General features: G+C 62.8%; 29 protein-coding genes. 18 read left to right on the forward strand and 11 right to left on the reverse strand.

Annotation, left to right across the window (positions count from 1 at the left end):
* Positions 1-3: 3 nt before the first annotated feature.
* Positions 4-132 carry a hypothetical protein gene (locus tag VIM95_RS16070; protein WP_331987706.1) on the reverse strand — a complete coding sequence of 43 codons (129 nt, stop codon included), beginning with the start codon at positions 130-132 and terminating at the stop codon, positions 4-6.
* Positions 133-245: 113 nt separating this feature from the next.
* Positions 246-995, reverse strand: coding sequence for a DUF3025 domain-containing protein (locus tag VIM95_RS16075; protein ID WP_331987708.1), 750 nt, complete (start codon positions 993-995; stop codon positions 246-248).
* A 211-nt stretch (positions 996-1,206) separates the two neighbouring features.
* On the opposite strand from VIM95_RS16075, the gene VIM95_RS16080 reads away from it, so the two are divergent.
* On the forward strand, positions 1,207-2,358 hold the full coding sequence (locus VIM95_RS16080; RefSeq protein ID WP_331987710.1) for a GGDEF domain-containing protein: 1,152 nt from the start codon (positions 1,207-1,209) through the stop codon (positions 2,356-2,358).
* A 63-nt stretch (positions 2,359-2,421) separates the two neighbouring features.
* On the opposite strand, the gene tpx (VIM95_RS16085) is transcribed toward VIM95_RS16080, so the two are convergent.
* From tpx (VIM95_RS16085) to aroQ, 7 genes are all read right to left on the reverse strand, one after another.
* Complete coding sequence (gene tpx, locus VIM95_RS16085; RefSeq protein ID WP_331987712.1) at positions 2,422-2,922, reverse strand: thiol peroxidase; 501 nt, start codon at positions 2,920-2,922, stop codon at positions 2,422-2,424.
* Between the two features lie 284 nt (positions 2,923-3,206).
* Positions 3,207-3,719: a thiol peroxidase gene (gene tpx, locus VIM95_RS16090; protein ID WP_331987714.1), complete on the reverse strand. Its 513-nt coding sequence runs from the start codon at positions 3,717-3,719 to the stop codon at positions 3,207-3,209.
* A gap of 81 nt (positions 3,720-3,800) precedes the next feature.
* On the reverse strand, positions 3,801-5,123 hold the full coding sequence (locus VIM95_RS16095; RefSeq protein ID WP_331987716.1) for a DUF3426 domain-containing protein: 1,323 nt from the start codon (positions 5,121-5,123) through the stop codon (positions 3,801-3,803).
* 110 nt (positions 5,124-5,233) lie between these two features.
* Complete coding sequence (gene prmA / locus VIM95_RS16100; RefSeq protein WP_331987718.1) at positions 5,234-6,118, reverse strand: 50S ribosomal protein L11 methyltransferase; 885 nt, start codon at positions 6,116-6,118, stop codon at positions 5,234-5,236.
* A gap of 71 nt (positions 6,119-6,189) precedes the next feature.
* Positions 6,190-7,539, reverse strand: coding sequence for an acetyl-CoA carboxylase biotin carboxylase subunit (accC, locus tag VIM95_RS16105; protein ID WP_331987720.1), 1,350 nt, complete (start codon positions 7,537-7,539; stop codon positions 6,190-6,192).
* 101 nt (positions 7,540-7,640) lie between these two features.
* Complete coding sequence (gene accB, locus VIM95_RS16110; protein WP_331987722.1) at positions 7,641-8,102, reverse strand: acetyl-CoA carboxylase biotin carboxyl carrier protein; 462 nt, start codon at positions 8,100-8,102, stop codon at positions 7,641-7,643.
* 57 nt (positions 8,103-8,159) lie between these two features.
* Positions 8,160-8,648, reverse strand: coding sequence for a type II 3-dehydroquinate dehydratase (gene aroQ / locus VIM95_RS16115; RefSeq protein WP_331987724.1), 489 nt, complete (start codon positions 8,646-8,648; stop codon positions 8,160-8,162).
* Between the two features lie 212 nt (positions 8,649-8,860).
* Here aroQ and queA point away from each other — a divergent pair, with 212 nt between their 5' ends.
* From queA to tgt, 3 genes are all read left to right on the forward strand, one after another.
* Positions 8,861-9,877 (forward strand): tRNA preQ1(34) S-adenosylmethionine ribosyltransferase-isomerase QueA, encoded by a 1,017-nt coding sequence (queA, locus tag VIM95_RS16120; RefSeq protein ID WP_331987726.1) that lies wholly within the window; start codon positions 8,861-8,863, stop codon positions 9,875-9,877.
* 21 nt (positions 9,878-9,898) lie between these two features.
* Positions 9,899-10,705, forward strand: coding sequence for a metallophosphoesterase (locus VIM95_RS16125; RefSeq protein ID WP_331987728.1), 807 nt, complete (start codon positions 9,899-9,901; stop codon positions 10,703-10,705).
* Positions 10,706-10,818: 113 nt separating this feature from the next.
* Complete coding sequence (tgt, locus tag VIM95_RS16130) at positions 10,819-11,946, forward strand: tRNA guanosine(34) transglycosylase Tgt (RefSeq protein ID WP_331987731.1); 1,128 nt, start codon at positions 10,819-10,821, stop codon at positions 11,944-11,946.
* Positions 11,947-12,012: 66 nt separating this feature from the next.
* Here the strand turns inward: tgt and VIM95_RS16135 are convergent, their stop codons facing one another.
* Complete coding sequence (locus VIM95_RS16135; RefSeq protein ID WP_331987733.1) at positions 12,013-12,594, reverse strand: glycine zipper 2TM domain-containing protein; 582 nt, start codon at positions 12,592-12,594, stop codon at positions 12,013-12,015.
* A 287-nt stretch (positions 12,595-12,881) separates the two neighbouring features.
* Here VIM95_RS16135 and yajC point away from each other — a divergent pair, with 287 nt between their 5' ends.
* The 12 genes from yajC to VIM95_RS16195 all read left to right on the forward strand — a co-directional run bounded on the left by yajC (position 12,882) and on the right by VIM95_RS16195 (position 23,154).
* Positions 12,882-13,220 carry a preprotein translocase subunit YajC gene (gene yajC / locus VIM95_RS16140; protein ID WP_331987737.1) on the forward strand — a complete coding sequence of 113 codons (339 nt, stop codon included), beginning with the start codon at positions 12,882-12,884 and terminating at the stop codon, positions 13,218-13,220.
* A gap of 69 nt (positions 13,221-13,289) precedes the next feature.
* Positions 13,290-15,107: a protein translocase subunit SecD gene (secD, locus tag VIM95_RS16145; protein ID WP_331987740.1), complete on the forward strand. Its 1,818-nt coding sequence runs from the start codon at positions 13,290-13,292 to the stop codon at positions 15,105-15,107.
* Between the two features lie 18 nt (positions 15,108-15,125).
* Positions 15,126-16,073, forward strand: a complete 948-nt coding sequence (gene secF / locus VIM95_RS16150) for a protein translocase subunit SecF (RefSeq protein ID WP_331987780.1) — start codon at positions 15,126-15,128, stop codon at positions 16,071-16,073.
* A gap of 71 nt (positions 16,074-16,144) precedes the next feature.
* The gene (locus VIM95_RS16155) at positions 16,145-16,795 is read left to right on the forward strand and encodes a DedA family protein (protein ID WP_414648535.1); all 651 of its coding nucleotides are present in this window, start codon (positions 16,145-16,147) and stop codon (positions 16,793-16,795) included.
* 39 nt (positions 16,796-16,834) lie between these two features.
* Entirely contained in the window at positions 16,835-17,713 is an 879-nt protein-coding gene (gene bioC / locus VIM95_RS16160; RefSeq protein WP_331987745.1) for a malonyl-ACP O-methyltransferase BioC, read from the forward strand.
* Positions 17,710-18,405, forward strand: a complete 696-nt coding sequence (gene bioD, locus VIM95_RS16165; protein ID WP_331987747.1) for a dethiobiotin synthase — start codon at positions 17,710-17,712, stop codon at positions 18,403-18,405. The genes bioC and bioD overlap by 4 nt, the downstream gene beginning before the upstream one ends.
* A gap of 178 nt (positions 18,406-18,583) precedes the next feature.
* On the forward strand, positions 18,584-19,708 hold the full coding sequence (coxB, locus tag VIM95_RS16170) for a cytochrome c oxidase subunit II (RefSeq protein WP_331987749.1): 1,125 nt from the start codon (positions 18,584-18,586) through the stop codon (positions 19,706-19,708).
* Positions 19,709-19,732: 24 nt separating this feature from the next.
* Positions 19,733-21,373 carry a cytochrome c oxidase subunit I gene (gene ctaD, locus VIM95_RS16175; protein WP_331987751.1) on the forward strand — a complete coding sequence of 547 codons (1,641 nt, stop codon included), beginning with the start codon at positions 19,733-19,735 and terminating at the stop codon, positions 21,371-21,373.
* A 17-nt stretch (positions 21,374-21,390) separates the two neighbouring features.
* Positions 21,391-21,489 (forward strand): cytochrome oxidase small assembly protein, encoded by a 99-nt coding sequence (locus VIM95_RS16180; RefSeq protein WP_331987753.1) that lies wholly within the window; start codon positions 21,391-21,393, stop codon positions 21,487-21,489.
* Positions 21,490-21,495: 6 nt separating this feature from the next.
* Positions 21,496-22,044: a cytochrome c oxidase assembly protein gene (locus VIM95_RS16185; protein WP_331987754.1), complete on the forward strand. Its 549-nt coding sequence runs from the start codon at positions 21,496-21,498 to the stop codon at positions 22,042-22,044.
* Positions 22,041-22,247, forward strand: coding sequence for a DUF2970 domain-containing protein (locus VIM95_RS16190; protein ID WP_331987756.1), 207 nt, complete (start codon positions 22,041-22,043; stop codon positions 22,245-22,247). The genes VIM95_RS16185 and VIM95_RS16190 overlap by 4 nt, the downstream gene beginning before the upstream one ends.
* A gap of 55 nt (positions 22,248-22,302) precedes the next feature.
* The gene (locus VIM95_RS16195; protein ID WP_331987758.1) at positions 22,303-23,154 is read left to right on the forward strand and encodes a cytochrome c oxidase subunit 3; all 852 of its coding nucleotides are present in this window, start codon (positions 22,303-22,305) and stop codon (positions 23,152-23,154) included.
* Between the two features lie 48 nt (positions 23,155-23,202).
* Here VIM95_RS16195 and VIM95_RS16200 read toward each other — a convergent pair whose 3' ends face one another.
* A complete protein-coding gene (locus VIM95_RS16200; protein WP_331987760.1) occupies positions 23,203-23,403 on the reverse strand; it encodes a twin transmembrane helix small protein in 201 nt (66 codons plus the stop codon).
* 68 nt (positions 23,404-23,471) lie between these two features.
* On the opposite strand from VIM95_RS16200, the gene VIM95_RS16205 reads away from it, so the two are divergent.
* Complete coding sequence (locus tag VIM95_RS16205; protein ID WP_331987762.1) at positions 23,472-24,155, forward strand: SURF1 family protein; 684 nt, start codon at positions 23,472-23,474, stop codon at positions 24,153-24,155.
* Positions 24,152-24,721 carry a hypothetical protein gene (locus VIM95_RS16210; RefSeq protein ID WP_331987764.1) on the forward strand — a complete coding sequence of 190 codons (570 nt, stop codon included), beginning with the start codon at positions 24,152-24,154 and terminating at the stop codon, positions 24,719-24,721. Before VIM95_RS16205 ends, VIM95_RS16210 begins: the two co-directional genes overlap by 4 nt.
* Positions 24,722-24,724 lie beyond the last annotated feature (3 nt).

A 24,724-nucleotide genomic window follows, 5' to 3' on the forward strand; every position in this document is an offset into this window, starting at 1 on the left:
AGCTTAGGCCATCCCGGTCATGGGGTCACGCGGTAGGGGTTGTGGCAGGACGGGCCGCAGTGGCCGCAGCTTGGCCGGTTGTTTGGTCGGTGGGGCCGGCTGGCGGCGGCCCATGGTGAACGGACTGAACATGGTTATCTCCCCAATGCACCGGGATCGCCGGTTTGCGGAGCGTAAATTACTCGCCCCAGTTGGCCGGGTAGAGGGGCATGCGACGAGTTGCGGCAGGGCGGGCCGAAAGGCGGCTAGCGGGGATGAACGGCCGGCCGGCGAGGACGAAAATGGCTCTGGTCGGCATAGAAGGCAGCATCCTGCAGCGGCCACCAGCCTGGTATGCCCAGTACCGGCAAGGGCCACATGGCCTCGCGCCGAGGTTGCTCGCCATGCGTCAGCTGCTCCGCGATATGCCGGTCCAACTGGCGCAGCTTGTCCGCCACGGGTTGAGTGAACCAGTCGGGTGCCACTTCCACCACCATGACCTTGGCCACGATGCCGACAAAGGGTGCGAGGCCTTTCTCCAGCAGGGCATGGCCAAGCACAAAGGGCTCCACCAGACGGCCCCAGTCGGCCGCACGTGCCACGAACAAGGTTTGCCAGTCATGTGCCATCAGCGCCGCCTTGAGTAAAGGATCGGCACAGGCCAGAACCAGGCCGGATTCGTCGAACAGGGTGGCGAGGTCACGCTGCCGGCTGCGCTGTTTGCCGGTCTGTAGCGATAGTTCGCGCAGGTGTAGCGCATTCAGGGCCGCCTTGCTGGCTGGCCAGGCCAGCCAGCACAAGGCATTGAAGGCGTCGTGCCAGTTGTCTTGGCGGGTGGCGACCAGGCCGTGCTCGGCGATCCGGACTTCGTAGCCTGCGCCATCGTCCGCCGGTGGCACGACGAACTGCACCAGCCGGCCGCGGCTGGTGGCGGGCCGCAAATGAGCGGGCAGGGCGTCCCAGGCGGTCGCGTCCGGAAAGGCCTGCCAGCCGAGTTGGTTTAGTACCGGCTGCAAGCTGGCAAACCAGGGCGAGCAGCTCAGTAGATCAGCTGGCCAGCTGCCCGGCGGTATCGAAGAGGAGGTTGGGTTGAGCACAAGCAATTGTTCTGGCTGGTGTTTTTCGGCTTAGGCCGCTGTCATGACAGCGTTGCACTGGCGACATGCCAGCAAGGACGCGAAACTAACGCCCCTTGCGCCTGCCGGCTGGCCCGAAGTGTAGCAATTCATGACCGATCCCCTGGTATTACTCGGCATCACCGGCCTTTTCTGCCTGCTCAACCTGTTGGCGCTAGGTTCGCTGCTGCGCCGTGATGAGAGCGTGCGCTACTTTCTGGCGGCCAACCTCATGCTGGCAGTGGCCATACTCGGCTTTTGTTTGCGGCCGTGGGCGCCGGCCTGGCTCAGCATCGTGCTGGCCAACGCCTTGAACCTGGCCGGTCACGCCATGCTGGTGCTGGGCTGTCAGTGTTATTTCGCCAGGCCGCTACGGGTCTGGCGACTACTGCTGCCCGCGGTAATGGCCTTGCTGATCATGGCCAGCTTTTATTACCTGCGCGACGACTACCCCATGCGGGTACTGGCCAGCTCGCTGTACTGTGCCTACGCCAGCCTCTGCATTGCATTGACCATAGGCCGCTATTGGCCGCGAGAACGACCTCGCTATAGCTACGCCTTCACGGCCGGCCTGGCTTGGCTGTGTACCGGGCTGCACCTGTGGCGGGGCGGCTCGCATATATGGCTGCTGTCGGGCGAGCACGCGGCCGCCGAGGCCAACCTAGCGAGCATGGTCTTCGTTACCATAGGCAGTTTGTTGATGCCCGCCGTGTCGGTCGGTCTGATCATGATGGTGCATGATCGTATCGCTGCGCGGCTGGAGGGCATTGCCAGCCGCGACTATCTGACCGGAACCTTGTCGCGCCGGGCCTGGATGCAGGCCTTTGAGGCGTCGCTGCAGCTTGGGTCGCAGCCCTTGAGCGTGGCGGTGCTGGATATTGACCACTTCAAGCGCATCAACGACCGCCACGGTCATGCCGCGGGTGATGCGGTATTGCGCCAGTTCGCTGGGCTGGCAGGCACCCTGCTAAGGCACGAGGATGCCCTGGGCCGCTTGGGTGGGGAGGAGTTCGTGATTCTCTTCGAACGGACCGAACCGGCGACGGCGCATCGCATCGTGCAGCGTCTGCGAGCCCAGGTGGGGGACAGTGTCTGTTTGCATGGCGAGCAGGCCATACGCTGTACCTTCAGCGCCGGCATTGCCACCCATCAGCCTGGCGAGAGAGCCGAGCAATTGCTGGCCCGTGCAGACGCCGCCTTGTACCGCGCCAAACAAGCCGGCCGTGATCAGGTGATCAGGGATGAAGCCGCCTGGGCTGGCTGAGCCTCGCCCAAAAGCAAGCAGGCCACCCCCGGGGTGACCTGCTTGCGCGCCGTGGCTAGTCGCTTATTTCAGTACGGCCAGGGCGGCAGCGTAGTTGGGCTCGTCGGCGATCTCGCCCACCAGCTCGGCATGCAGCACCTTGTTGTGCTCATCGAGCACCACCACCGCACGGGCGGTCACGCCTGCCAAGGGGCCTGCTGCCATGTCCACGCCATAGTCGCGGATGAATTCGCGGCCGCGCATGGTCGACAGGGTAACCACATTGGTCAGACCTTCTGCACCACAGAAACGCTTCTGGGCGAAGGGCAGGTCGGCCGAGATGCACAGCACCACGGTGTTGGCGACCTTGTCGGCTTCGGCGTTGAACTTGCGGGTCGAGGTGGCGCAGGTCGGGGTATCGATGCTCGGGAAGATGTTGAGCACCTTGCGCTTGCCAGCGTAGTTGTCCAGCGTCACATCGGCCAGGTCGGCGCCGACCAGCTTGAAGGCCGGAGCGGTGCTGCCGACGGCTGGGAAGGTGCCATTGACGGGGATGGGGTTGCCACGCAGGGTAACGGTAGACATGGAGATTCCTCTTCAGGGTCTTAAGGCTGGGCCGCCACAGACCGTGGCGGACCCCAGAAACGCCGCTCCCGCCGAAGCGGGAGCGAGCAGCTTGGATAACTCGTAGGGCTTAGGGAGTCTCTGCAAAGCCCATATTCTCGCGTCAGCGAGGCCCCCTCGCGGCGGCGAGGGCGGCGGGTGTGGAGTAAAACAGCGATAGCCCGTTGATCTTCTACTGACTGCCAGCGCCCGGCTGAGCCGGGCGGAGAACGACTGCTTCCGGCTTACACCTTCGCAGTAACTTCTCAGGATTCGGTAACCAGCATGGCTTCGGCCAGCTTGTCGTAGTTCGGTTCCGCATTGATGTCCTGTACCAGCTCGGCGTAGAGGATGGTGTCATCATCGTCCACGCCGAACAGCGCGGTCGCCATCATGCCAGAGAGTGGCACGTCGGTGATCATGACGCCGTAGTCCTTGTGGAAGTCGCGGCCGCGCAGGGTGGAGAGCAGTTGCACCTTGCGGATGCCCTCGGCGTTGGCTGTACGCGCCAGTGCGTAGGGGGTGTCGACCGAGACCACGAAGGAGCGGGTCTCAGGGAAGCCGTCGGCAATCGCCTCCAGGCGGCGCGTGATACGCAGGCCGATTTCGGTATCGATGCTGGGGATCACGGCTATGATCTTGCGCCGGCCTATGAACTTGGACAGCGGGACGTCGCTGAGGTTGGTGTCCACCAGCATAAAGCTGTGGGCGGTGTCGCCCACGCGCGGGAAGCGTCCGCCTATGCCGATGGGCTCGCCGTTGAGTAACACCGTGGCCATGTCTGTTGTCCTCCTGATAGTGGCAGCTTCAGTATCGGCAGCACCGCAGGCGAAAGCAAGCCGGCCCTGGTAGGACTGGCCCTAGTTGGGTTCCGGGTAGAACCAGTTCAACGAATAGCCGCTGGAGTGCATCTCACCGAGATCCAGCTGCAGGAAGACACGCAGGTCGCCATTGGCGGCGAGGCTCTCGGGCAGCGGTGCCGGCGTACCGTCGGCCAAAGGTGCCAGGTATTCGCGGGCGCTGAAGACCTTGCGGGCGACGATGCGGTCGGTGTCGTCAGTCAGAGTCAGCTCCAGCAGCGGCAGCGCCTGGGTAAAGCCGGCCTGGTTGCGCAGCGTGGCATTGAGCTGGATCAGGTTGGGATGCTCGGGCAGCGAGACCAGCTCGTTCCATTCGGTACGCAGATAGCCGGCACGTGCCGGCAGCTCCAGTTCGCAGCCGGTCATGGCGCAGAAGCGCTGCAGCTTGGGCTCGATGCCGGGCAACTGGATGGCGATCTCGGTACGGTAGTGGTAGGTCAACTGGCCGACGAGGCCCAGGAAGGCCAGAAGAGCGGGTATGCTCCACAGCCAGCGCCAGGGCGAGGGCCGCTCCGGCACTCGCAGCATGGCCTCATCCTGCGCGGTCATGATGGGGCGGTAGCTGCCGGTGCCGGCCTCGGCGACCGCTCGGGCAGCGACAGTCTCGACCTCCGGCGCGGCTTCAACCGGTTCGGTCGGCAGGCTGAGCTCCAGCATGGTCTCTTCGGCCGGGGCATCCCCGGCTAGCGCTGCTACCACGGGGGCGGCCGGCGCCTCGGCCTGGGCAGCGTGTTCCGGCCAGTGCTCGAAGGGCTCGGTGGCAAAGTCCTCATGGCCGGCTACCGGCGGAATCTCAATGACTTCGATCTCGCTGGCCAAGGGGGCCGGCGCAGGTGACGCCGGCGCGTGTTCCAGGCGTTGATGGATCTCATCCAGGTCCAGTTCCAGCATGTCGCTGCCGGGGGCCGGGCTCGCCACAGGAGGCTGCGCCAAGGCATTGGCAAGCTGGGCCAGGCTCTGGCTGGCCAGGGTGTCGTCCGCCTGATCGCGCTCGGCTTCGGCAGCGGCCTCCAGCTGACTGGCCATGCTGTCCAGACCGTACAGGTTCTCTTCGTGCTCAGCCTGGCGGGTCGGGGCAGGAGGTGTCGCGACGGTCGCTGCGACAGCCGTTTCCGTTACCCGGGCCGCTGGCGGCGGGGTGACCTGAGGCGCTGGTGCCGGGGCAGGAGCCGGCCGGCTGGCTGCATCGCCGACCAAGTGCTCGGTGGCATCAAAGACGAAGGCGCAGCGCCCGCAGCGCACCTTGCCGTCGAAGGCGGCCAAGTGGGCGTCGGTGACGCGGAAACTGGTGCGGCAGTTGGGGCAGCGCGTGATGTGGTACATGGCCGCGATTCTAGCTAGGTTCGATGAAACTTTGTGCCATGGATCAGCATTCTCTTGCAGAGGAGCGGCCGGCGTTGCAAAACGCTAACGCCGACCTCTACGGTCCTGCCCTACTTGCGCAGCCCGGCAATACGTACCCAGCCTTCGCGCTCGGCCGAGACGGCGAGGTCGAAGGATGGGCCGTAGATGGCGATGATGTCATCTGCCTGCTCGGCCAGAATGCCCGACAGCACCAGTCGGCCACCGGGGCGGCAGCGGCTGGCCAGTAGCGGCATCAGCATCTTGAGCGGATTGGTCAGGATATTGGCGACCACGAGGTCGTAGCTGCGTTCTGGGGCGGCGTCCGGCAGAAAGAACTCGGCTTGCACGTGGTTCTGTTCGGCATTCTGGCGGCTGGCGGTCATGGCCTGCTCGTCGATATCCACCCCGTGGGTCTCGCCGGCGCCCAGCAGCTTGGCCGCAATGGCGAGGATGCCTGAGCCGCAGCCATAGTCGAGCACGCTCTCGCCGGCTTTTACCTCGCCATCCAGCCACTGCAGGCACAGCCAGGTGGTGGGGTGGCTGCCGGTACCAAAGGCCAGGCCCGGGTCGAGCGCGATATTGATGGCGTTGGGAGTGGCTTCATGCCAGGTGGGGGTGATCCACAGGCGGTTCGAGACCTGGATGGGCTCGAACTGTGATTGGGTCAGGCGTACCCAGTCCTGCTCCTCCACCCGGCTCACGCTATGGCGGGGTTGCGGGATGCCGACCACATTGGCGGCAGCCGTCACCATCAGTTCGGCGTCGCTGTCCTCTTCGAGCAGGACTACCACCACGCTCTCGTCCCAAAGCTGTTCGAGCGGCATGCCGGGTTCGCCGAAGATGGGCTTCTCGGCTGCAGTACCGGCGGCGGCATCCTCGATGCTGACACTGAGGGCACCCAGGTCGAACAGTGCGTCGGACAGGGCTTCGGCTTGGTTGGAATGCGCGTGGATGCGCAGTTCTTGCCAGGGCATGGCGGACTCCAGAACATGAAAAACGGCGGCCGGGTCTCCCCGGCCGCCGTGCATTTTAGCACCGATGTGGGCTATTCCTTCCCTTCCGCGAGCAGGTGCTCGAGGTAGTGGATGGAAGTGCCACCCTTGATAAAGCCCTTGTCGTTGAACAATACCTGGTGCAGCGGGATATTGGTCTTGATGCCCTCGACCGCCATTTCCGACAGTGCTATGCGCATGCGTGCCATGGCCTGCTCTCGGCTGTCACCGAAGGCGATCACCTTGCCGACCATGGAGTCGTAGTTGGGCGGTACGGTATAGCCCTGGTAGATATGCGAATCGACCCGGATGCCAGGGCCACCTGGCGGGTGGTAGGTCGCAATCTTGCCGGGGCTGGGCGTGAATTTGAACGGATCTTCCGCGTTGATACGGCACTCCATCGCGTGGCCCTTGAGCACGATGTCCTTCTGCGTGAAGCGCAGCTTCTCGCCAGCGGCGATACGGATCTGCTCCTGCACGATATCGATGCCGGTGATCTGCTCGGTCACCGGGTGCTCGACCTGGACCCGGGTATTCATCTCGATGAAATAGAACTCACCGTTCTCGAACAGGAACTCGAAGGTACCGGCGCCGCGATAGCCGATGCGGCGGCAGGCTTCGGCGCAGGCGTCGCCGATCTTCTTGCGTTGCTTGTCGGTAATGCCGGGAGCGGGCGCTTCCTCGATTACCTTCTGGTGGCGGCGTTGCATGGAACAATCGCGCTCACCCAGGTAGACGGCGTTGCCATATTCGTCGGCCAGCACCTGGATCTCGATATGGCGCGGGTTTTCGAGGAACTTCTCCATGTAGACGGTGGAGTTGCCGAAGGCGGCGCCCGCTTCGGTGCGGGTCATCTCTACCGATTTGATCAGTTCTTCTTCAATGCGCACCACGCGCATGCCGCGGCCGCCACCACCGCCAGCGGCCTTGATGATGACGGGGTAACCAACCTTGCGGCCGATCTTGAGCATTTCCTCGTGGTCGTCCGGCAGGGCACCGTCGGAGCCGGGCACGCAGGGCACGCCGGATGCCTTCATGGCATCCTTGGCGCTGACCTTGTCGCCCATCATGCGGATCGAATCGGGCCGCGGGCCGATAAACACAAAGCCGCTCTGCTCCACGCGTTCGGCAAAGTCGGCGTTCTCGCTCAGAAAGCCGTAGCCAGGGTGGATGGCCTGGGCATCGGTCACCTCGGCGGCGGCGATGATGGCCGGAATGTTCAGATAGGACAGCGGGCTCGGTGCCGGCCCGATACAGACCGATTCGTCTGCTAGCTTGACGTACTTGGCTTCGCGATCGACCTCGGAGTGGACGACCACGGTTTTGATGCCCATCTCGCGGCAGGCGCGCTGGATTCTCAGCGCAATCTCACCGCGGTTTGCGATCAGGACTTTTTCGAACATGGTTGTTCCTAGTGAGCAAGTGAAAAGCAAACGGGCAGGGCCGGGACTTGCAGCCTGCTAGGGCGCGGGTCGGCCATGCGCCCGTTCACTTGTTCACCGGTTTAACCAATGACAAACAGCGGTTCGCCGTATTCGACCGGCGAGCCGTTTTCCACCAGGATGGCCTTGATCACGCCGCTGGTCTCGGCTTCGATCTCGTTGAGCAGCTTCATGGCCTCGATAATGCACAGCGTATCGCCGGCATTGACCTGCTGGCCGACTTCGACGAAGGCCTTGGCGCCGGGGCTGGAGGCGCGGTAGAAGGTACCGACCATGGGCGACTTCAGCACATTGCCATCCGGCAGGCTGCTGGCGCTAGCCGGGGGGGCTTCAGCGGCGGGGGCGGCGGCCGGCATGGCGCCTGGCATGCTGTATTGCTGGATCGGAGCTTGCGCGTACATCAGTGGCGCGTTTTGCGAAACGCGGGTGATGCGAACTTTCTCTTCGCCTTCGGTGACTTCGATTTCGGCAATGCCGGACTCTTCAACGAGGTCGATCAGCTTTTTGAGCTTGCGTAGATCCATGCCCGTTCCCTTTTATGTAGGTATGTGGTGTTTCAGATTTGCCAGGCTGAACAGATGTCAGGCCGAGTTCTGGCGCTTCAGGTGGTCTATGGCGTGCTGCAGTGCATAGCCGTAACCGGCCGCACCGAGTCCGCAAATGACGCCCACCGCGAGATCCGAGAAATAGGAGTGATGCCGAAACGGCTCGCGGGCGTGGACGTTGGAGAGGTGGACTTCGACGAAGGGCAACTTGACCGCCGCCAGCGCATCGCGCAGGGCGACGCTGGTGTGTGTATAGGCGGCCGGGTTGATGATCACGAAGCCGGTACCGTCGTCGAAGGCGGCGTGGATGCGCTCGATGAGCGCAGCTTCGCTATTGCTTTGAAACGTATGGCAGACAAAGCCGGCCGCACGGGCGCTATCGACGAGGCGCGCGTCGATAGTGGCCAGGGAGTCAGCGCCGTAGTATTGTGGCTCCCGCCGCCCGAGCATATTCAGGTTCGGGCCGTGGAGTACCAAGATACTGCGTTGCTGTCCAGCCAAATTGTGCAGGTTGGGCTGAGTCATGGCGGCGAGTTTGCCGCAGATGCGCGCACGTTGTCTACCGATCGCCGAAAATTAGGTCAAGCGCCCGCTTGAATTTTTTATGACGATTGTTGCGAAAATGCCCGTGGCATGCGGGCTGGCGCTTGGGTCGTGCCGTATATATCGGCTGACGAAGGGTAGGGCTGCCGGCTGATATAATGGCGTGTTTTCCTGGCCGTTGCCGACTTTTTCGCATGCAGCTCGCAGATTTCGATTATCACCTCCCAGAACACCTGATTGCCCAGTTCCCGCCCAAGGAGCGCGGCGGCAGTCGTTTGCTGCACCTGCCGGTTGGCGAGGGGCTGGCAGACCGACAGTTTGCCGACCTTCCCGGGCTTTTGCGCGCGGGCGACCTCCTAGTGCTCAACGATACCCGCGTGATCAAGGCGCGCCTGTTCGGTCAGAAGGACAGCGGCGGTCAGGTCGAGGTCATGGTGGAGCGGGTGCTGGGTGAATTCGAAGCGCTGGCCATGGTGCGCGCCAGCAAGTCGCCCAAGCCTGGTGGTGGCCTCGTGTTTGGCGAGCGTTGGCGGGCCACCATGTTGGAGCGGCAGGGTGAGTTCTTCCGCCTGCGTTTTGTCGATCCGGTCCTGACGGTATTGGAAGAGGCCGGCCGTTTGCCGCTGCCCCCTTATATAGAACACCAGCCGGACGGTGCCGATGCCGAGCGCTACCAGACTGTGTTCGCCCGCGAGCCGGGTGCGGTAGCCGCGCCGACCGCTGGCTTGCACTTTACCGAGGCCATGTTGGCGACGTTGGCTGCGCGCGGCATCAGCCATGCACGGCTGACGCTGCATGTCGGGGCTGGCACGTTTCAGCCGGTACGGGTGGAGAACGTGGCCGAGCACCGCATGCATCACGAGCGCTACAGCATCCCGGCCGAGACGCTGGCCGCGATCCGCGAGACGCGAGCGCGTGGCGGCCGTGTGGTGGCGGTTGGTACCACCAGCCTGCGGGCGCTGGAGGCCTCTTGCCAGCAGGGTGAACTGGCCGAGCCGGAAGGTGATACCGACATCTTTATTACGCCGGGGTACCCATTCCGGTTGGTGGATGTGCTGATCACCAACTTCCACCTGCCCAAGTCCACCCTCTTGATGCTGGTCTCCGCCTTCATGGGTTACGACCGTATGCGGGCGGCTTATGCGCATGCTGTGCAGCAGGAATACCGCTTTTTCAGCTATGGCGATGCCATGCTGCTGGAACGACGTTAAGTCGCCGTTCATAATTACGTAATGCCAGTCGATCCGAACAAGCCGCGCGTCGCCTTCCTGCCGCGCAATGAAAAGGGCCGCGATTTCATCGTGGGCGACCTGCACGGCTGTCGGCGCGACTTGGAGGTGCTGCTGGTCGCCGCCGGCTTTACGCCGGGCAAGGGTGATCGCTTGTTCGCCACTGGTGACCTCATAGACCGTGGCCCGGATGCCATGGGCTGCCTGCAGCTCTTGCGCCAGCCCTGGTTCTACTGCGTGCTGGGCAACCACGAGCAGATGCTGCTCAATGCCCTGAGCGGCGACGACGCGGCGATCGCTTTGTCGGTGGCCAATGGCGGTGGCTGGGCGCTGGGCAGCATACTCAAGCGCGATCCCTCACTGCTGGCCGCCTCTCAGGTGCTGGATCGCCTGCCGCATGTGCTGGTGGTCGGGCCGGGTACGCCGGAGCGCTTCAATATTGTGCATGCCGCCCTGCTACGCTCGCCGTCCGATGTCTCGCTCTACAGCGATGCCGATCTGGACGACCGGCTGGCCAAGGCGGATGACAAGGCGGTGGAGCGGCTGATCTGGAGCCGTACCCTGGCCGACGATGCGGCCGAGCTGGCGCTCGACCATGCCCAGTCCAGTTGGCAGCCCGGTCTGTCCATCACCTATTGCGGCCATACACCGGTGCCCTATCCGGTCATCCACGCCTCGCACTGTCATCTCGATACCGGGGCTGGCTATGAGGGCAATGTGGATGTACGGCGCGCCGACAGCGGTGCGCCCATGCGACTGACCTTGGCGGAACACCGCGGCGGCGGCGAACCGGTCTTCTATACCCGTTAACGATGTGGGCAGGGCCGACCGAAACGGTCGGCGTTGCCTTTATGGGCACCCTACAAGGGGTGCCCCAACCAATGCGCTTCGGACTGTGTTTCCGTCGGCGCCAGGAGTGCCCCATGCCGGAAAACGGCCTGCGCTTTACCCTCAAGACCACCAGTGGCGGCGCCCGCCGCGGTAGCGTCGAACTCAACCACGGCATCGTCGAAACCCCCGTCTTCATGCCGGTCGGCACCTACGGTACGGTCAAGGCCATGGCGCCGAACGAGCTTGACGAGATCGGCGCCCAGATCGTGCTCGGCAATACTTTCCACCTGTGGCTGCGGCCTGGGCTGGATGTGATCGCCAAGCATGAGGGTCTGCATCGTTTCATGGGCTGGAACAAGCCCATCCTGACCGATTCGGGCGGTTTTCAGGTCTTCAGCCTGGGGGCCTTGCGCAAGATCACCGAGGAGGGGGTCAAGTTCTCCTCGCCGGTCAATGGCGACAAACTCTTCCTGACGCCGGAGATCTCCATGCAGATCCAGGCCACGTTGAACTCCGACATCGTCATGATCTTTGACGAGTGCACGCCCTACCCGGCGGACGAGAAGACGGCGGCTACTTCCATGCGCCTGTCGGCGCGCTGGGCACGTCGCTCCAAGGATGAGTTCGAGCGGCTGCAGAACCCCAATGCGCTGTTCGGCATCGTGCAGGGCGGCATGCATGAGCGCCTGCGCGACGAAAGCCTGGCTGGCCTCAAGGAGATCGGCTTTCATGGCTTCGCCATCGGCGGGCTGAGCGTGGGCGAGCCCAAGGAAGACTTTGCCCGTGTGCTGGCCTACACCGCCCCCAAGCTGCCGGAGGACAAGCCGCGCTACCTGATGGGTGTCGGCACGCCCGAAGATCTGGTGTACGGCGTGTCGCAAGGCGTGGACATGTTCGACTGCGTGATGCCCACCCGCAATGCCCGCAACGGCTGGCTGTTCACGCGCTGGGGTGACGTCAAGGTCAAGAATGCCCGCTACAAGGATGACCCGCGGCCGCTCGACGAGAGCTGCGCCTGTTATGCCTGCCAGAACTTCAGTCGTGCCTATCTGCACCACCTGTTCCGTACCGGTGAGATCCTCGGTGCGCGCCTCAACACCATCCACAACCTCTATTACTACCAATGGCTGATGGCGGAGATGCGTCAGGCCATCGAGGCTGACCAGTTCCCGGCCTTTGTCACCCGCTTCCATGCCGAACGTGGGCGAGGGGTGGATTGAGCGATAGCGTGTTTGGAATGAAAAAGGACGGCCTGGCCGTCCTTTTTACATATCTTAATATGGCACTTACCTGCGTACCGGTTTGCCGTCGCGGATCTCGACCTTGTCACCTTGCTTGAGGCCGGGGTCGCTGTCGAACTCGGCCTGCTGGCGTTCGCCGCTATAAAGCTGGGTGGTGACCACCCAGGCCTTGTGGGTGCGCACCTTTTCCTCGATCTTGCGGCCTATCAGTGCGCCACCCACTGCGCCGGCGGCGGTGGCTACGTTCTTGGTGCTGCTGCTGGCGCCGCCAGCCAGTTTGCGGCCAACCACCGCGCCGACCACGCCACCGCCCACGGTGCCGACGGCGCTGGCTTCGCCCTGCTTCTCGCCGCTGCCGACCTCGACCACCCGGCCGCAGGTGTCGCGGCACTTCAGTGCTTCGTCCCGCTCCTGGCTGGCGGCCTTGAGGGCGTCCTGTCGCACCAGGGTGGCGGTCTTCTTGCAGCCGGCCAAGAGCTTGCTGGAGCCCTTTTCGCACTGGTGGATCGCTGTCTTGTAGTCCTCGGCGATCTTCACCTTGTCGGCGTTGTAGGCGTCGATCAGCGCGTCCGAGGCGAAGGCGGGCAGGCAGAGGGCTGCCGAGAGCAGCATAAGGGTGTGGCGCATGTTTTATCCCTGGTTGGTATCGTGCCGCCTGTAGGCGGGCAGGGCATTTTAACCGTCCGTCAGTGAACTGTCGGCCTGCTCGTGATCTAACAGCGGACGTACGAGCTTGTGTTCAAATGTCAACCGACCCTAGAATGCGCGGCTCGAATATCGCGCGCCTGCCTGGTCGAGCAGACCATGCGGGCGTGATTTTGTGGGCGCCAGGCAAGCTTTGCGCTTGCACTAGCGCCAGTCCGGCCGCATCTCCGTGGCCAGACCCTTTACCTTTGTTTACCAGGACTCGCTCCATGTTCATCAGTACCGCCTACGCCGCCGACGCTCCTGCCGCTGCCGCCACCTCGGGCGCCAGCAGCCTGATGCAGTTCCTGCCGATGATCGTGATCTTCGTGCTGTTCTACTTTCTGCTGATCCGTCCGCAGCAAAAGCGCATGAAGGAACAGAAGGCCATGCTCGACGCCATCGCCAAGGGTGACGAGGTGGTGACCAATGGCGGCGTACTGGGCCGTGTGGTCAAGGCTGGCGATGCCTACCTGACCATCGAGATCGCCGATGGCGTCGAGATCGTCGTTCAGCGTGGCGCGGTGGCTGCCAAGCTGGAAAAAGGTACCGTCAAGGCGCAACGCTAAGTATCAGCACGGGTGGGCCGCTGGCCTGCCCGTTTTCACTACGGCTTACGCCGCACGGGTCTCCCCGCCATGAATCGTTACCCTCTCTGGAAGTATCTGATCATCCTGGTCGCCATCGTGGCCGGCCTGATCTATACCATCCCCAATCTCTATGATCCGAGCCCTGCCGTGCAGGTTTCCGGTGTCCGCTCCGGCGTCAAGGTCGATACCGCAACCATGGACAAGGTCGAGCAGACCCTGGTTGCCGCCGGCGTCAAGCCTGAAGGCATCTACCTGGAAGGCAACAGCCTGAAGGTACGCTTCAAGGACACCGACTCGCAGTTCAAGGCCCGCAGCGCGATCGAAACCGCGCTGGGCGAGAACTATGTAGTGGCGCTGAACCTCCTGGCCAATACGCCGTCCTTGCTGGCCAAGTTCGGTGCACACCCCATGTCGCTGGGTCTTGACCTGCAGGGCGGTGTGCACTTCACGCTCGAGATCGATATGCGGGCGGCCATCGAGAAGAATTCCGAGCGGGTGGCGGGCGATGTGCGCCGCGAACTCAAGGACAAGAAGATCCGCGGTACCGTGCGCCGTAGCGGCGACACCGTGGAGGTCCAGTTCCGCGACGCCGATACGCTCAAGGACGCCCGCAAGGCCGTCGAGCGCATCCTGCCTGTGATGCAGCTGCAGGAGCAAAGCGCTGACGGTGGCTACAAGCTGGTGCTGACCTATAGCGAGCAGGAGCGCCTGCGCATCCAGAGCGACGCGGTGAAGCAGAACATCGCCACCCTGCACAACCGGGTGAACGAGCTGGGTACCACCGAGCCCGTGATCCAGCAGCAAGGTGCCGATCGCATTGTGGTGCAGCTGCCCGGCGTGCAGGATACCGCTCGCGCCAAGGACATCATCGGCCGTACCGCCACGCTGGAAGTGCGCATGGTCGAGAGCGACCCGGCCAAGTTGGCCGAAGCCGTTGCAGGTAACGTACCGGCCGGCTTCGAGCTGATGGAAGAGCTTGACTCCCGCGGCAACCGCCCCATCCTGGTCAAGAAGGAAGTCGAACTGACCGGTGAGAATATCAACGGCGCCCAGGCCGGCTTCGATGATCAGAACCAGCCTGCCGTGCACATCAACCTCGATTCGGCCGGTGGCCGGATCTTCCGCCAGCTGACCCATGACAACATCGGCCAGCGCATGGCCATGATCCTGGTCGAGAAGGGCAAGGGCCAGGTCGTGACTGCGCCGACCATCCGGGTCGAGCTGGGTGACAAGTTCCTGATCTCCGGCGCCATGAGCACCACCGACGCCAACGACACCGCGCTGCTACTGCGCGCGGGTTCCTTGGCTGCGCCGATGACCGTGGTCGAGGAACGCACCATCGGCCCGAGCCTGGGTAAGGAAAACATCAGCAAGGGCTTCCATTCCACGCTGTTCGGTTTCTCGGCCATCGTGCTGTTCATGGTGATCTACTACCGCGTGTTCGGCTTTACCGCTGCCTTTGCGCTGGGTGTGAACCTCTTGTTCCTGATCGCCCTCTTGTCCATTCTCAGCGCCACGCTGACCCTGCCCGGCATTGCGGCCATTGCGCTGACGCTAGGTATGGCCATCGACTCCAACGTGCTGATCAATGAACGGATCCGTGAGGAAGTGCGAGCCGGACTGCCGCCGCAGACTGCCATCCGCGAGGGTTATGCCCACGCCTGGGCCACCATTCTTGATTCCAACATCACCACCCTGATCGCCGGCATCTCGCTGCTGATCTTCGGTTCGGGCGCGGTGCGGGGTTTTGCCGTGGTGCACTGCCTTGGCATCATGACCTCGATGTTCTCCGCGGTCGTCGTATCGCGCGGCCTTGTAAACCTGATCTACGGCTACCGCCGCAAGGTCAGCAAGCTCGCCGTCTAAGCAGGAAGCAAAGTCATGTTGGAACTGTTCCACTTCAAAAAAGACATCCCGTTCATGAGCTACGGGAGGCTGACGACGGCCATTTCGCTCGTCACCTTCCTCTTGGCCGTGTTCTGCCTGTTCTGGAAGCCGCTCAACCTGAGCGTGGAATTCACTGGCGGTACCGTGCTGGAGGTCCGCTTCAGCAAGGCGGCTGACCTGGGCCAGGTACGCGAACAGGTTGAATCGCTCAATATCGGTGGCCAGCACAAGGAGATCGTCGTGCAGGCCCTGGGCACCGCGCAGGATGTGATGATCCGCCTGCCGGTGGTCAAGGACAGCAGCAGCGCCAAGCTGTCGGACCTAGTGATGGGCGAGCTCAAGAAGTCTGACGCCAGTGTCGAGCGCCGCAAGGTTGAATTCGTCGGCCCCTCGGTCGGTGAAGAGCTGGTCAGCCACGGCCTGACCGCCCTGGCCATGGTCTGCGTGGGCATCATCGTCTACTTGGCCATCCGCTTCGAGTGGCGCTTCGCTGTGTCGGCCATTCTGGCCAACCTGCACGACGTAGTGATCATCCTGGGCGTGTTCGCCTTCTTCCAGTGGGAATTCTCGCTGACCGTGCTGGCCGCCGTACTGGCAGTGCTGGGCTACTCGGTCAACGAATCGGTGGTGGTGTTCGACCGGATCCGCGAGAACTTCCGCAAGGCTGGCCTGCGCGGCAAGAGCGTACCTGAGGTGATCGACAACGCCATCACCGCGACCATGAGCCGTACCGTGATTACCCACGCCTCGACTGAGATGATGGTGCTGTCCATGCTGTTCTTTGGCGGCCCGGCCCTGCACGGCTTTGCCATGGCGCTGACCATCGGCATCGTGTTCGGTATCTACTCCTCGGTACTGGTGGCGTCGCCGCTGCTGCTGCTGTTCGGCGTGACCCGCGAGAATATGATCAAGCCGGTCAAGACCAAGGAAGAAGCGGTCGTCTAAGTACTTCCGCCTGGCCGGGGTTGCCCTGCAGCTCCGGCCCGCCCTCACTCACAGGGCCTGATGAATCAGGTATGGCCGTGGATTTCACCTTCATCGATATCTTCCTGCATCTCGACAAGTATCTTGCCGCGATGGTGGCGCAGTACGGCGTGCTGATCTATGCCCTGCTGTTCCTGGTGATTTTTTGCGAAACCGGCCTTGTGGCCATGCCCTTTCTGCCCGGCGACACGCTGCTTTTTGTGGCCGGTGCGGTGGCGGCGACCGGTGGCATGGATCCCTGGTTGCTGGCGGCTTGTTTGATTGCCGCCGCCATCCTGGGCGACTCCACCAATTACCTGATTGGTCGCCTCTTGGGTAAGCGGCTGTTTTCCAACCCCAAGTCCCGCCTGTTCCGACGTGACCATCTGGTGCGGACCGAAGCCTTCTACGCCAAGCATGGTGGTAAGACGGTGGCCTTGGCGCGCTTTGTGCCCATTGTGCGCACCTTTGCACCCTTTGTAGCCGGTATGGCGGCCATGCCCTACTATCGTTTCGTCAGCTTCAGCGTGCTGGGTACGCTGGCCTGGGTGGGTTCACTGGTGACGCTGGGCTATCTGTTCGGCAATGTCGAATTCATCCGCAGCAACCTCTCCCTGATCGTCGTCACCGGCATGGCTGCGGCCCTGCTGCCGGTATTGTTGCAGCTGATGCGCAGCTGGTTCATGCGGCGCCGTACTGCCTAGAGTTACTCCAAGCCTGGCGCAGCCTACGCGCCCAAGAAGATGTCCGAAGATTTCTACACCGACAAGACCCAGGTGCGCCGTGCCTTTGAGCGTTCGGCGCAGTCCTACGATGCTGCTGCCGTACTGCAGCGCGAAGTGGCCGACCGAATGCTGGAGCGGCTGGACCTGGTCAAGCTGGCGCCGCAGCGTATGCTCGATGCCGGCAGCGGCACCGGCTATGCCGGGCCGCGCCTGCGTGCCCGTTACAAGGATGCGCGGTTGATCGAGCTCGATCTGGCGCTGAACATGCTACAGGTGGCGGCCGGCAAGGTCGGCCTGCTCGACAAGGTTTTCACCCGCCGCAACTGGCAGGTCTGTGCCGATCTGGAGGCCCTGCCACTGGCGGACAACTCGCAAGAGCTGGTCTGGTCCAGTCTTGCCATCCAGTGGCTCAACGAGCCCGACCGCGCTTTCCGCGAGTTCCACCGGGTGCTGCGACCCGAGGGTTTGCTGATGTTCAGCAGCTTTGGGCCGGATACGCTCTTGGAGCTCAAGCAAGCTTTTGCCGCAGTGGACGACAAGCCGCACGTGAACCGCTTTATCGACATGCATGATCTGGGCGATGCGCTCTCGCATGCCGGCTTCTCGGCGCCGGTCATGGACATGGAAAAGATCGTGCTGACCTATGGTGACGTCAAGGCCGTGATGCGCGATCTCAAGGCCATCGGCGCCCATAACGTAGCGCTGGGGCGGAACCGTGGCCTGATGGGCAAACAGGCCTTCCAGCGCGCTTGCGACGCCTATGAGAAGCTGCGTCGTGATGGCCGCCTGCCGGCCACCTACGAGGTGGTCTATGGGCACGCCTGGAAGCCGATGCCCAAGCCGCAGCTGCCGGATGGCCGGCAGGTGATCGAATTCCGCGCCCGGCCCAAATCGTGAGTACCGCCTACTTCATCACTGGTACCGATACCGAGGTCGGCAAGACCTACGCCACTGTGGCCTTGCTACGTGCGGCGGTGGCGTGTGGCCACCGTGCGGTGGGAATGAAGCCATTGGCCTCGGGTTGCGTGCGCAACGCCGATGGCGGCCTGGATAACGAAGACGTACTGGCGCACGCCGCCGCCGGCAACGTGACGGTGGCGCGCGAGCTGGCCAATCCCTATGCCTTCCTGCCACCCATCTCGCCCCACTTGGCGGCGCGCGAGGCGGGCGTGACGGTGGAATTCGCACGAATACAACAGTCTTATGAGCAGCTCTCCACCCTGGCCGATCTGGTCCTGGTGGAGGGGGCGGGCGGCTGGTTGGCGCCCGTTGACGAGCAGCGCAGCATGGCCGACCTCGCCCAGTTCCTGGGCCTGCCGGTGGTGCTGGTGGTGGGCATGCGGCTGGGTTGCCTCAACCATGCGCTGCTGACGGTGGAGGCCATCAAGGCCCGTGGTATCCGGCTTGCCGGCTGGCTGGCCAACTGCATCGACCCCCAGATGCGCGCCCGCGAGGACAACCTTGCCTATTTGGCGCAACACATAGCCGCCCCGTTGCTGGGCGTGATTCCCTATTCCGGTGCGGATCAAAAAGCCGAATCGAATCAAGAGCAAATGCTCGATATCCGGCTGGAAGTGCTTATCAAATAAGGATTTGTGGTTCTTCACTCCCGTTGAGTACCCAGATTAGCTCTGCTAGGATTCGTGCGACTTTTTGCCGCAGGCTTTGATCTGCATCAAGGCAAGCAGCAAAACGACACGACGCCGGAAAAACCGGCGCAGAGGGAAACGACGCCTACGACCGTGGGCGTGTCGTCATGGGGACAATATGAAGAACCGTGTATCCAGATCGCTTGCTGCGTCATTGGCCTTGGTCAGCCTGTCCGCGCTTGCCGAGTACCAGCTCAATCTGCAACAGCCCGTTACCAAGGTAGGCCGCGAGGTCTACGACCTGCACTCCTTCCTGCTGTACATCTGCGGCGCCATCTTCGTGGTGGTGTTCGGGCTGATGTTCTATTCGATCATCAAGCACCGCAAAGCCGCTGGCCACAAGGCCGCCAACTTCCATGAGAGCACCAAGGTCGAACTGATCTGGACCATCATTCCGGTGCTGATCCTGGTCGGTATGGCCTATCCCGCCACCAAGGTCGTTCTGGAACAGAAGAACACCGCCGGCGCCAATATGACCATCAAGATCACCGGCTACCAGTGGAAGTGGGGCTACGACTACCTCGAAGACGGGGTCAGCTTCCATAGCCGGCTCAAGACGCCGCAGGAACAGTACGAGAACTTCGACGGCCAGAAACCGACCCGCAATGCCGATTACCTGCTGGAAGTCGACAATCCGGTCGTTGTGCCGGTGGGCAAGCGTATCCGCCTGCTCTTGACCGCCAATGACGTGATCCACTCCTGGTGGGTGCCGGCCTTCGCCGTCAAGCAAGATGCCATCCCTGGCTTTATCCGCGATGCCTGGTTCCAGGCTGACAAGGAAGGTGTCTACCGCGGCCAGTGCGTGGAGCTGTGCGGCAAGGACCATGGCTTTATGCCCATCGTCGTGCACGTGGTATCGGAAGAAAAATACAAAGCCTGGGTGGAAGAGCAAAAGAAGCTGATGGCCGCCAACCAGGACGATCCGAACAAGGTCTGGACCCTGCCTGACCTGCAGGCCCGCGGCCAGAAGGTCTACGAGGCCAACTGTGCGGTCTGCCACAAGTCCGACGGCAAGGGCCAAGGTGCCTTCCCGGCGCTGGATGGTTCCAAGATTGCCGGCGACAAGGCCCATAAGGACGACCACGTCCACCTAGTGCTGCAAGGTAAGAATGCCATGCCGGCCTGGGCCAAGACCCTCTCCGACACCGAAATTGCCGCCGTGATCACTTACGAGCGCAACGCCTGGGGCAACAAGACCGGCGACCTACTGCAACCGGCCGATATCAAGGCCGCCCGTAAGTGATGGCTGGATAGCGAGGACGAGACAATGACAACGACTACCCATACGCCCGACCACGCCCACGGGCATGACCACGACCACGATCACCACGCGCCAACGGGCCTGATGCGCTGGTTGACGGCGACCAACCACAAGGACATCGGTACCTTGTACATGTGGTTCGCCTTCATCATGTTCCTCTCCGGCGGGGTGATGGCGCTGTGCATCCGCCTGGAGCTGTTCCACCCCGGCCTGCAGTTCTTCAAGCCTGAACTCTTTAACCAGTTCACCACCCTGCACGGCATCATCATGGTGTTCGGCGCCATCATGCCGGCCTTCACCGGCCTCATGAACTGGCAGATCCCGCTCATGATCGGCGCGCCAGACATGGCCTTTGCGCGGATGAACAACTGGTCCTTCTGGTTGCTGCCCCCCGCAGCCCTGCTGTTGCTCATCTCCTTCGTGGTACCAGGCGGTGCCGCGGCTGCAGGCTGGACGCTGTACGCGCCCTTGGCCACGCAGATGGGCATGGGTATGGACCTGACCATCTTCGCCATCCACATCATGGGTATCTCGTCCATCATGGGCGCAATCAACATCGTGACCACGGTGCTCAATATGCGCGCCCCGGGCATGACCCTGATGCGCATGCCCATGTTCGTCTGGACCTCGCTGATCACCGCTTACCTGCTGATTGCGGTGATGCCGGTGCTGGCCGGTGCCGTGACCATGGTGCTGACCGACCGCCACTTCGGTACCAATTTCTTCAACGCTGCCGGCGGTGGTGACCCGGTGCTGTACCAGCACGTGTTCTGGTTCTTCGGCCATCCCGAGGTCTACATCATGGCGCTGCCCGCCTTCGGCGTGGTCAGCCAGGTGATCCCGTCCTTCGCCCGCAAGCCGCTGTTCGGTTACCACTCCATGGTGTACGCCACTTCGTCCATCGCCATCCTGAGCTTCATGGTCTGGGCGCACCACATGTACACCACCGGCATGCCGGCGACCGCGCAGATCTTCTTCATGTACGCCACCATGCTGATCGCGGTGCCGACCGGCGTGAAGGTGTTCAACTGGATCGCTACCATGTGGCAGGGCTCGATGACTTTCGAGACCCCCATGCTGTTCGCCATCGGCTTTGTCTGTCTGTTCACCTTCGGTGGCTTCTCCGGCGTGGTGTTGTCGGTCGCCGCGGTGGATATCCAGCTGCAGGACACCTACTACGTGGTGGCTCACTTCCACTATGTGCTGGTGGCCGGTGCCCTGTTCTCGCTGTTCTCGGCCGTCTACTACTGGCTGCCCAAGTGGTCCGGCTACATGTACAACGAGACCGCCGGCAAGGTGCACTTCTGGTGGTCCATGATCGCCTTCAACATCACCTTCTTCCCCATGCACTTCCTGGGGCTGGCCGGCATGCCGCGTCGTATTCCGGACTATGCCACCCAGTTCACCGAGTTCAACTCCATGGCCTCGGTCGGTGCTTTCCTGTTTGGTTTTGCCCAGGTTTACTTCCTGTTCGGCGTGCTGCTGCCCACCCTGCGCGGCGGTGCCGGCCCGGCCCCGCAACGGCCGTGGGAAGGCGCGCATACCCTGGAGTGGGAAGTGCCTTCGCCGGCACCGTTCCACACCTGGGAGGAGCCGCCCGAGCGCGAGCTGGTGGATAAGCTCTCTGCCCTGCAGAAGCTGCATTGAGCATCGGGAACATCGGCATGCAGAACAGGAATCTCCGTACCGCCCTGATCCTTCTGAGCGTGGCTGTGGTGTTTGCCCTGGGCTATGTCGCCCGGTTCCTGCTCCTGGGGCGTTGAGGCGTTATGCATGCAGATGTTCGCGCCGATAATCGGCGCCTGTTGATCAAGCTGGCCGTCATCGCCGTGGGCATGTTTGCCTTCGGTTATGCCCTGGTGCCCTTCTACGAGAAGATCTGCGAGGTGGCCGGCATCAACAACCTGATCAAACCGGACAAGGTGGCCAATACCCAGGTGGATGCCAAGCGCTGGGTGACGGTGGAGTTTGACGCCAATCTGCGCGGCGACCTGCCCTGGCGCTTCAAGCCCGAGCAGACCAAGCTGGCAGTTCACCCTGGCCAGTTGGTGCAGGTGGCGTACGATGTGGAAAACACCACCTCGCGTACGGTGGTGGGGCAGGCGGTACCGAGCTACGGCCCGGCGGTGGCGGGCAGGTATTTTGGCAAGCTGGAATGCTTCTGCTTCAAGCAGCAGACCTTCCAGCCTGGCGAGACGCGGCGCATGCCGGTGGTGTTCGTGATCGACCCGGCGTTGCCGCCTGAGGTTGAAGTCATCACCTTGTCCTACAGTTTCTTTGAGGTAGCAGGTACAAGCAAGGCAGGTTCGGGCACATGAGCGAGCAACCGAAAGGCAGCCTCAATCCGCTCAAGGCGGTAGGGACCGTGCTGTCCGCATTCAGCGGCATCCGCCGCGGCAAGGACTCGCGCGATGACCTGAAGAATCTGCGGCCGGTGCAGATCATACTGGCCGCCTTGCTGTGCTTTGCCCTGTTGATTTTGGGATTGTTGACCCTGGTACGCAGCATCACCAGTCAGTAGCTGGTTGCCCGGCCCAGAAAAGCTGTAAAGCGATATCTATAAGGGAGCAGACAATATGGCCACGCATCAACCCGATTATTTTGTACCAGCGCCCTCCAAGTGGCCGCTGGTCGGTTCCTTCGCGCTGTTCTTCATCGGCCTCGGTGCCGCCTTCACCGTCAATTCGCTGCCGGTCGGCCACTACTCGCTGGCACTGGGCTTTGCCATCCTCCTGTACATGCTGTTCGGCTGGTTCGGCGACGTGATCAAGGAATCCGAAGGCGGTGTCTATTCCAAGCGCGTCGATCTGTCGTTCCGCTGGGGCATGGGCTGGTTCATCTTCTCGGAGGTGATGTTCTTCGCCGCCTTCTTCGGCACCCTGTTCTACTTGCGCACGATCTCGGTACCGGAGCTCGGTAATGCCGAGCACAAGCTGCTGTGGCCTGACTTCATCGCCGCCTGGCCCAACTCGGTGGCACCGCACGGCACTGCGCCGTATGAGTCGATGGCGGCCTGGGGCCTGCCAGCCTGGAACACCCTGATCCTGTTGACCTCGGGTGTCACGCTGACCTTCGCGCATTGGGGGCTGATGAAGGGCAACCGTGGCCAGCTCAAGCTGGGCCTTCTGGTTACCGTGCTCCTGGGCGCGCTGTTCCTGGGCCTGCAGATGCACGAATACAGCCACGCCTGGGGCCACATGGGCCTGACTCTGTCGTCCGGTGTGTATGGCGCAACCTTCTACATGATGACCGGCTTTCACGGCATGCATGTTTTTATCGGTGCACTGATGCTGGCCGTGATGCTGGCTCGCTCCAGCAAGGGCCATTTCACCGCCGAGCACCACTTCGCCTTCGAAGCCGCCGCCTGGTACTGGCACTTTGTGGACGTGGTCTGGTTGATCCTGTTCGTCTTCGTCTACTGGCTGTAATCCCTGGTCCTGCCGCCTGGCTGAAATCAGGCGGCAGGGTGATTGCGCTTACTGCACGCCGTGCGGTTGTATCCAACCCAGGCGGTAGGCCAGCATCAAGAGCATGAATAGCGCTACCGACAAGGCCACCCGCAGGGTGAGGGCCTTGACGGTGCGGTCCGAGGCGCCACGATGGCGTATCAGGCTGTACATGGCGCTACCGAGCGCGGCCAGGATGCACAGTATCAGCAGTACGGCGATGATCTTCATGTGGTTGTGGTTCCCCGGCGAAAGCCACCAGTGTAGTAGCGACTCCCTTTCCCCCGCCAGTTGTTCCCATGCCCCTGCGTAAGCCTCGTCTGTTGATCGTGATCGCCACCGTGCTCTTTGTGGCGCTGACCGTCCGGCTGGGTTTCTGGCAGCTGGACCGAGGCCAGCAGAAGGCGGCCAAGGCTGAGCGATTGGCTGCCATGGACCGCTTGGTGCCGACGGCCTGGCAGGGTGAGATCGGGGACGCTGCCTGGCAGCGGCGCTATTGGGTGAGCGGCCGCTGGCAGCCGGGCGGGCAGATCTTTCTGGATAATCGGCTGGAGGCGGGCAGGGCAGGTTTTCATGTGCTGGCCCCACTGCAGCTGGCCGATGGCCGCTGGTTGCTGATCAACCGTGGCTGGCTGCCCAAGCAGCAGGACCATGCCCCGGCAGCGCCTCTGCCCGAGGGTGAGGTAAGGCTGCTGGTGCGTTTGCAGCCACCCGAGCAGCACTACCTGGCGCTGTCGTCGGAGCAGCAGGCTGGCGCGATGTGGCAGAACCTCGACTGGGACCGCTACCGGCTGCTGGCCCATGCGCCGCTGGTAGCGGCGCTGGCCTATCAGCTGGAGGGGGCAGATACGCTTTCCCGCCGCTGGCCGGCGCCGGACCTGGGGGTGGAAAAGCACTACGCCTATGCCGGGCAATGGTTTTTGTTTGCGACGCTGGCCGTCGCCTTGTTCCTTATCTTGCATTGGAAGCGTCCTCGTCCATGAGCGTCAGTCTCCCCCCGCCGCGCAAGCAGCGCCGCATTATCCTGGCTGTGGTGGGCATCTGTGCCGCCCCTATCGCGGCCTCCTACCTGCTCTACTACGTCTGGAAACCGGCTGGCGGCCTGACCTATGGGCAGTTGCTGGAGACCAGACCGGTACCGGCCTTCCGGCAGGTGACCCTGGATGGCAAGGCGGCCGACTTGGGCCAGCTCAAGGGCAAATGGCTACTGGCCATGGTGGATGACGGCAGCTGCAATGTCGCTTGCCTCGATGCGCTGCACGCCTTGCGGCAGATCCGCATCGCGCAGGGCAAGGAGATGGGGCGGCTGGAGCGGGTCTGGTTTCTGACCGGCACGGCAGCCCCCTCGGCCGAGGCGCTGGCCCGTGCCGATGGCGCTCGGCTCTTTCGGGCACAGGACCCGGTGCCGCTGCCCGGTGACCAGACCGGCGGTTATTACCTGATCGACCCGCTGGGTAACCAGGTGGTGCGTTACCCGCGTAGCGCCGACCCGGTCAAGGTGATCAAGGAAATCGGAAAATTCCTCAAGAACAACGAGAACCTGGGCTGACAC

This window comes from Chitinimonas sp., assembly GCF_036568685.1.
Lineage (GTDB): Bacteria > Pseudomonadota > Gammaproteobacteria > Burkholderiales > Chitinimonadaceae > Chitinimonas.